Source organism: uncultured Cohaesibacter sp. (assembly GCF_963556055.3).
Classification (GTDB): domain Bacteria; phylum Pseudomonadota; class Alphaproteobacteria; order Rhizobiales; family Cohaesibacteraceae; genus Cohaesibacter.
The window spans coordinates 60,317-67,098 of sequence record NZ_CAUVYE020000033.1 but is presented as its reverse complement, the minus strand read 5'-3'; the positions used below and the strand labels follow the sequence as shown (position 1 = coordinate 67,098).

The window sequence follows — 6,782 nt, the reverse complement described above, 5'->3', positions numbered from 1 at the left end:
TATGGCTATCGCGACGCCTGGTCGATCGGTTTTGATGGCCGTTATGTGATCGGTGTCTGGGTTGGTCGGGCCGACAACAGCGCGGTTCCCGGCATTACGGGACGGAAGGCCGCAGCGCCCATCCTGTTTGATGCCTTTGCCCTTTCGGGTCTTGAACCAGACCCTTTCGCTCCGGCTCCCCTTGGTGCCAAACGGTTGACGATGGCCGAATTGCCCGCCACCTTGCAGCATTTCAAGATTGCATCCAACTGGCTGACAGAGACAAGCATACCGGAGCCGGCTCCGCACATCAGTTACCCGCCAAGTGGGGCCAAGATCGAGCTGAGCGAGACCGGGAGTGGTCAGATGCTCCCTGTGATTTTGAAATTGCAGGACGGACGCCCACCCTTCCGTTGGTTGGGCAATGGCCATGTTTTTGCGGCCAATGGGTATAAACGACAAGTCAGTTGGGTACCCGATGGAGTAGGCCAATCGACCCTGACGGTGGTGGATGCGGCGGGACGCGCAGACAGCGTCAGCATCTTTGTGCAAAAGCCCTGATTTCTTCTATCTCTTGTTGCGTGGGGATAATAGCGGGACCGCCCGGAGTGCTTCTCTTTTGGAGGCGAGAGCGTCCTGCTTTCGGGAGCATGGGCTAGAAGCCACGTTTTCCCGTGATCAGTTTTTCTTCTTTCATGCAGTCAACTGCAAAGCACAACGACTCGGTATCACCTGTGACCCTTGAGACGAGCCAGCCGCCTTCCAGAAACAGCATCATCTTGTGGCCGATCCAGAAGGCTTCCTCCTCGCTCAAGCCATATGCCTCACCCTGTTCAATGATCTTGACCTTGTGTGATGCATAAAGCTCTCGCGCCAATTCGCTGAATTCGAGATCTTCGTCACTGCCTTCGAGCAGGATTGTCGAAATGGAGGAAAAGCTCCACTCTCCTTCCGCATGATAGACTTCGACAACTCTTTCACAAAAGCGAATGGCGGCATCGATGAAATCCCCACCCTGCTCGCGCGTTTCACTGAAGACTTCGTCAATCAGACTATTGACCTGCTGCGCCGACCATTTGGCCGCTTCAATTGCAAGATCCTTCTTTCCTCCCGGAAAGTGGTAATACAGGGATCCCTTAGGTAAATTTGCCTGACGCAAAATGTCCGATACACCAGTTGCCGAAAAGCCTCTTTTGCGAAAAAGACCGGCTGCTGTCACCACGAGCTTTTTATAAGTGGAATGTTCCATATTTTTAACTTTACAGCATTAGACCAGTCGGTCTAGAAATAGTTAACGTAGATCTTTAGACCGGCTTCGACAAAAGGAAGTATCAAGGGAATCAAACAGTCGACGGGAAGAGACCTTACTCATTTGCTTATATCTTAGTTACTGATTCTGCTGAACCAGTTGTGTCAATTTGACTTAAAAAAAATCAAAAGCGGCATTCATTTCCAAACCGAAACACAAAGCCGCCTTGAGAAATATGCAGAAGCAAAATATAGCAAATCGAGATCATCTGTTTGACAGGTTCCCGCACCTGACTGACATATCCCCATGCAAATAGTCCCCACTAGACCCACGGGAATATGTCATAGACCATACCGCGCTGCCCCCCCAGATAGCGCGGTATGGTCGCCTCCACTGGCGTCGCAAAGACGGGATTGCCCTCCGGTTTTTTCTTCTACCGTACTGATGTCACTTCATTTTGAGCCAACCGCGAGAAGCCGCACCGGTCGGATGCTCTTCTCAAGCGGTAGCTCGGACTGCGGCACATGCGCACGGTCGTGCTGATCGTCGCAAAGGCTTGCAGCGACCATGGCCGTGTCGGAATTTCCGGCAGATCCCCATCCCGAAAACACTCCGTGGGTCTGTTAGTCCCCTCTTCATGTCGAGATATGACGAGCCCATCAGGAGGCACTTTTGACAATGCCTCCGGCTGTTTATTGCTGAAATCGGCGTTTGGTTCTATTTGTGGAAAACGACCGTACGATTGCCATCGATGAAAACCCGGCCCTCGGCGTGCAGTCTCAAGGCACGAGAGAGAACTCGCGCTTCGATGTCGCGACCACGGCGAACCAGCTCCTCGGGATCGAACGCATGGTTGACCCGTTCGGTATCCTGCTCGATGATTGGCCCTTCATCCAGATCAGGCGTGACATAATGTGCCGTCGCACCGATCAGCTTGACACCACGCTCCCAGGCGCGGTGATAGGGCTTTGCTCCCTTGAAGGCTGGCAGGAATGAGTGATGAATGTTGATGATGCGGCCAAAGTGCTTGCGGGACAGATTATCAGACAGGATTTGCATATAACGCGCCAGAACGATCAGTTCGGCACCGGTGCGCTCTACCAGTTCATTCAGCTTGGCTTCCTGCTCACCCTTGTTTTCCTTGCTGACTGGCCAAAGATAGAAGGGAATGCCAAGCCGTTCGACATTGTTGCGGCTATCGGCATGGTTGGAAACCACGGCCTTGATATCAAGCGGCAGACTGCCTTTCTGGACCCGATAAAGGATATCCTGAAGACAATGATCGAATTTTGAGACCATCAAGATGGTCGGCACGAACCGTTCGATAGGGCGCAGTGAAATGTCAGCCTCGAATTTGACGGCAAATGCGTCGATCGATTCTTGCAGCTTGGCCATGTCGAGCCCTTCCGGGACGGCGAGCAAGACACGCATGAAGAAAGAACCAAGGCCGTCTTCGCGCTTTGAATTAGAAGCGGGCTGGAAAAACTGATTGCTCTCCAGAATATTGCATCCAAAAGCCAAAAGGCGGGCGCTCAGATCTGCCACAACACCGGGCTGATCCGGGCATGTCATTTTCAAAATCATGCTCATTGGTCTGTTTCTTCAGGGTCTGATTAAGTCAAAAAGATATAGTTCGGCATCGGCTCGGATAAGCAAACCGATCCTTGTTGAACCATCCCTATCCCGAAGGACACTAGCCAGTGACACCGCAGGATGAAAGGGAGATAGCAAAAAAACAGGTCAGATACAATTGGCGACAAAGGGTTACCCGCCAATTGTTGACTTGCCTGATCTTTGGCAGTAGCCAACAGGTAGGTTTGCAAGATGTCTTTCATGTGAGGGATTGAGATGGGTGAGGCAAAGAGAATAGTCATTGTTGGTGCGGGTCAGGCCGGGGCTACCCTCGTGCAGAGATTGCGGGAATTGGGGTTTGGCGGTCAGATCACGCTTGTCGGTGCAGAGCCTTACTTGCCCTATCAGCGCCCTCCTCTTTCGAAAGCCTATCTTCTGGGCGACATGGATCTTGATGGGCTGACCCTCAGACCTCGGGACTATTATGATGCTCAAGGCATCACGCTCAAGCTGGGCAATGCCGTTTCGGCAATCGACCGGGACGCCAAGACCGTTACCGTTGGCCAAGAGCGGCTTGACTATGATCATCTCGTGCTTGCAACAGGTGGCGGAGCCACCGCGTTACCGGCTGATGCGGGAGGGGAACTGGAAGGGATTTTTCCGATCCGCGGCATTGATGACATCAACCGGCTCGAGCCGCAAATTGTTGCCGGCCGCAAAGTGTTGATTGTCGGTGGTGGCTATATCGGACTGGAAGCGGCGGCGGTTTGCAACAAGCGTGGCCTTGATGTGTCTCTGGTTGTCGCCTCTGAACGCATCTTGCGCCGGGTTGCGGCTCCGGTCACATCGGACTATTTCCGCAAATTGCATCAAGACCACGGTGTTCGGATCATCGAAGGGGCAGGAAGCGTCAAGCTTGTCGGTGATGGTCGCGTTCGCGGTGCCGAGCTTGGCAACGGCCTGTCACTGGAAGCGGATTTCGTGATCTGCGGCATAGGGCTTACGCCATCCATCGGCCTTGCGGAGCTGGCAGGTCTTGAGATCGACAATGGCATCTGGACCGACGCCTGTTGCACCACATCCGATCCTTGCATCTGGGCGGCGGGTGACTGCGCATCCTTCCCTTATGAGGAGGGTCGCATTCGTCTTGAAAGCGTTGGCAACGCCATCGATCAGGCCAAGGTGGTAGCCGAGAATATTGTCGCAACGCTAGAGGGGCGAGACAGAAAGGCCTATGTCGCCAAACCGTGGTTCTGGTCCGACCAGTATGATGTCAAGTTCCAGATTGCAGGCCTCAACAAGGGCTACGACACCGTTATCGTGCGCGACAGCGGTACGGGGGCAGTCTCGCACTGGTATTACAGGGGTGAACGCCTAGTGGCGGTTGATGCGATGAATGACCCAAGGGCCTATATGGTTGGCAAACGTCTGATCGAAGGGGGCAAAACGGCCGATCCTGATCTGGTCGCAGATCCCGCCACCGATCTCAAGATCCTGATGAAACGCTGATCTGGCGTTGCTCCTGCATGGGGCGTAGGGCAAAGAGCACGCATCGGGCGGCTGAACAGCGCGGAGCTAGAATGTCAGATCCGTCGGCGATTTGGGGTTTTGTGCCTCGGCGTCATCGCTGCTGACCTGACGTCTCTGATAGCGTGCGCGGCTCAGGGACGAGGCAATGAGCCCGCTCGGAACAGACACGATCCCGAGACCTACGAGCAGCACAAGCAAAGTGAATAGCTTGCCTCCGGGGGTGATGGGATAGATGTCGCCATAGCCGACCGTTGTCAGGGTCGCCAGCGCCCACCACAAGGACTGAAAGACGGATGAGAATTTGTCCGGCTGGGCTTCATGTTCAAAGAAGAAAATCCCAACCGCCGAGACATAGATCACGATGGAGGACAGGAAGGCGAAAACAACCAGTTCATCCTTTATGTCGGCAAAGGCGCGGCGCAGTCGCTCGGCTGCCCTCAAAAAACGGACTAGTTTCAGGATACGGAAAATCCGCAACAGCCGAATGGCCCTCAGCCCGCCCAGGTCAACGCCCAATGTGAGATAGAAAGGCAAGATCGAGAGCAGGTCGATGACTCCCCAAAAGCTGAAGATGTATTTGGATGCTCGTTTGGCGGTCCAGATCCGCAAGCCATATTCGATGGTGAAGAGCACGACGACAAAGCTCTCTGCCAGATACATGGCGTGATGCAACCAATAGGGCAGATTTGGCTCGGTCTCCAGCGCGATCAAGATAACCGAAAGGACGATCAGGACCGCCCAGCAGCGTTCAAACAACGCTCCCCATTGCGGATCCGAACCTTTCAGGATCGCTCCGATGCGTTCCTTGGTTTGAATCTCGGTGTCTGTTTCATTGCCCTGATGCGAAAAAGCCATATCCGCGCCCCCTGTTGGGTCAATGAAATCACCGGCTTTTTAATATCGATTTAACACGTCATTAAGCATGTGAATTTTCAATCAAAAGATGTGAATTGCCTGGCGTTCAGATGGCACACGGCCTTATGCCGAGGCGGCGAACAGGCACAGAGCCGCGACAATGGTTACAGAGTTCGAAAAGGATGCAGCAGGGTTTGCAATGACTACAGCCAACGGGCCTAGATCTGCCCGGCCGTGTCTGCCTGTCTTTTCATTGCCTCTCCGGCCACATAAGTTTGACTGACAGATCTGTCATCGGCCATGATTTGCAGAATGAACAGCTCTTCGGCCAGAGACTTTGCTGTCTCCATGCGCAGGGCCATTGCGGATGTGGCCCGACTGTCCAGAATGACGATATCCGCATCACTTCCCACATCCAGCGTTCCTATCCGGTCTGACAGGCCCAGCGCTTCGGCATTGCCCAGCGTCATCCAATAGAAGGCACGCAAGGGGTGCAGCTTGTTGCCACCGCGCAAGGCGAGGGCCTTGTAACCCTCATGCAGGGTCTGCAACATGGAATATGAGGTACCACCACCAATATCGGTTGCAATGGCGCTCAGGATGCCCCTGTCGCGCAGCCCTTCATAATCGAACAGACCAGAGCCAAGAAACAAATTCGAAGTCGGACAGAAGACCGGACGCGCCTTCGTCTCTGCCAGAATGTCGATTTCCCTTGGCTGCATATGGATGCAGTGCCCAAGCAGACTGTTGGACCGCAAGAGACCATAGCGCTCATAAACACCCAGATAGTCGGTCGCGTCCGGATAAAGCGCCATGGTCTCATCTATCTCGGCATGATTTTCGTTCAAATGGGTCTGGATGTGGCAATCTGGATGCTCGCGAGCGAGTGCTCCGCAGGCCTCCATCTGCTCCGGGCTTGAGGTGATGGCAAAGCGCGGCGTGATCGCATAAAGCGCCCTGCCCTTGCCATGCCAGTCCCGGATAAGGGCCTTGCTGTCGTCATAGCCACCCTGCGGCGTGTCGCATACGGCATCGGGCGCGTTGCGATCCATCAGGACCTTGCCACCGATCACGCGCATGTTGCGTCGGCGAGCTTCGGCGAAATAGGCATCGGCAGATGTCTTGTGCGACGAGCAATAGGCAACCGGCGTTGTCGTGCCATTGTTGACAAGCTCATCAAAGAAGTGGGCCGCCATTCTCTCGCAGTGGGCAGGATCGGCGTAAAGCGCCTCGGCAGGAAAGGTGTAGTCCTTCAGCCAGTCCAGCAGCTGCGCTCCCCAGCTTGCAATGACCTGCACTTGCGGAAAATGCAGATGGGCATCGATGAAGCCGGGCATCATGAGGCAGGGACGATGGTCGATGACCGTCGTCCCGTCGCCCGCTTTTTCCCGGACATCGCCAAAGGATCCGCTTGCCTTGATCAGCCCGTCGCTCACAAGCAGTGCACCGTCTTCGACAAAGCGATAGGCACCATGATCCTCAGAGCCTTGCGGCTCGCGTGTGAAGGTCAGAAGTCTCGCGCGAAGAAGAGTATCAGGCATGTTCGGTTCAGCTCCATTTCAAGGCTGCCTCATGAGGCGGCAGACACTATGCCTGA

General features: G+C 54.5%; 5 protein-coding genes and 1 pseudogene. 2 read left to right on the top strand and 4 right to left on the bottom strand.

Going from position 1 to position 6,782, the window contains the following annotated elements:
- Positions 1 to 540 (top strand): annotated as a pseudogene (locus ACHZB8_RS22115) (penicillin-binding protein 1C); the annotation flags it as partial.
- Positions 541 to 634: 94 nt separating this feature from the next.
- Here the strand turns inward: ACHZB8_RS22115 and ACHZB8_RS22110 are convergent.
- Together ACHZB8_RS22110 and purU are read right to left on the bottom strand one after the other, a co-directional pair.
- Positions 635 to 1,228: a TetR/AcrR family transcriptional regulator gene (locus ACHZB8_RS22110; RefSeq protein WP_316863499.1), complete on the bottom strand. Its 594-nt coding sequence runs from the start codon at positions 1,226 to 1,228 to the stop codon at positions 635 to 637.
- 717 nt (positions 1,229 to 1,945) lie between these two features.
- On the bottom strand, positions 1,946 to 2,818 hold the full coding sequence (purU, locus tag ACHZB8_RS22105; protein WP_316863497.1) for a formyltetrahydrofolate deformylase: 873 nt from the start codon (positions 2,816 to 2,818) through the stop codon (positions 1,946 to 1,948).
- Between the two features lie 258 nt (positions 2,819 to 3,076).
- Between purU and ACHZB8_RS22100 the strand changes: the two genes are divergently transcribed.
- Positions 3,077 to 4,309 (top strand): FAD-dependent oxidoreductase, encoded by a 1,233-nt coding sequence (locus tag ACHZB8_RS22100; RefSeq protein ID WP_316863495.1) that lies wholly within the window; start codon positions 3,077 to 3,079, stop codon positions 4,307 to 4,309.
- Between the two features lie 66 nt (positions 4,310 to 4,375).
- On the opposite strand, the gene ACHZB8_RS22095 is transcribed toward ACHZB8_RS22100, so the two are convergent.
- A complete protein-coding gene (locus ACHZB8_RS22095) occupies positions 4,376 to 5,185 on the bottom strand; it encodes an ion transporter (RefSeq protein WP_316863494.1) in 810 nt (269 codons plus the stop codon).
- A gap of 218 nt (positions 5,186 to 5,403) precedes the next feature.
- Complete coding sequence (gene guaD, locus ACHZB8_RS22090) at positions 5,404 to 6,726, bottom strand: guanine deaminase (protein ID WP_316863493.1); 1,323 nt, start codon at positions 6,724 to 6,726, stop codon at positions 5,404 to 5,406.
- Between the last annotated feature and the right edge of the window lie 56 nt (positions 6,727 to 6,782).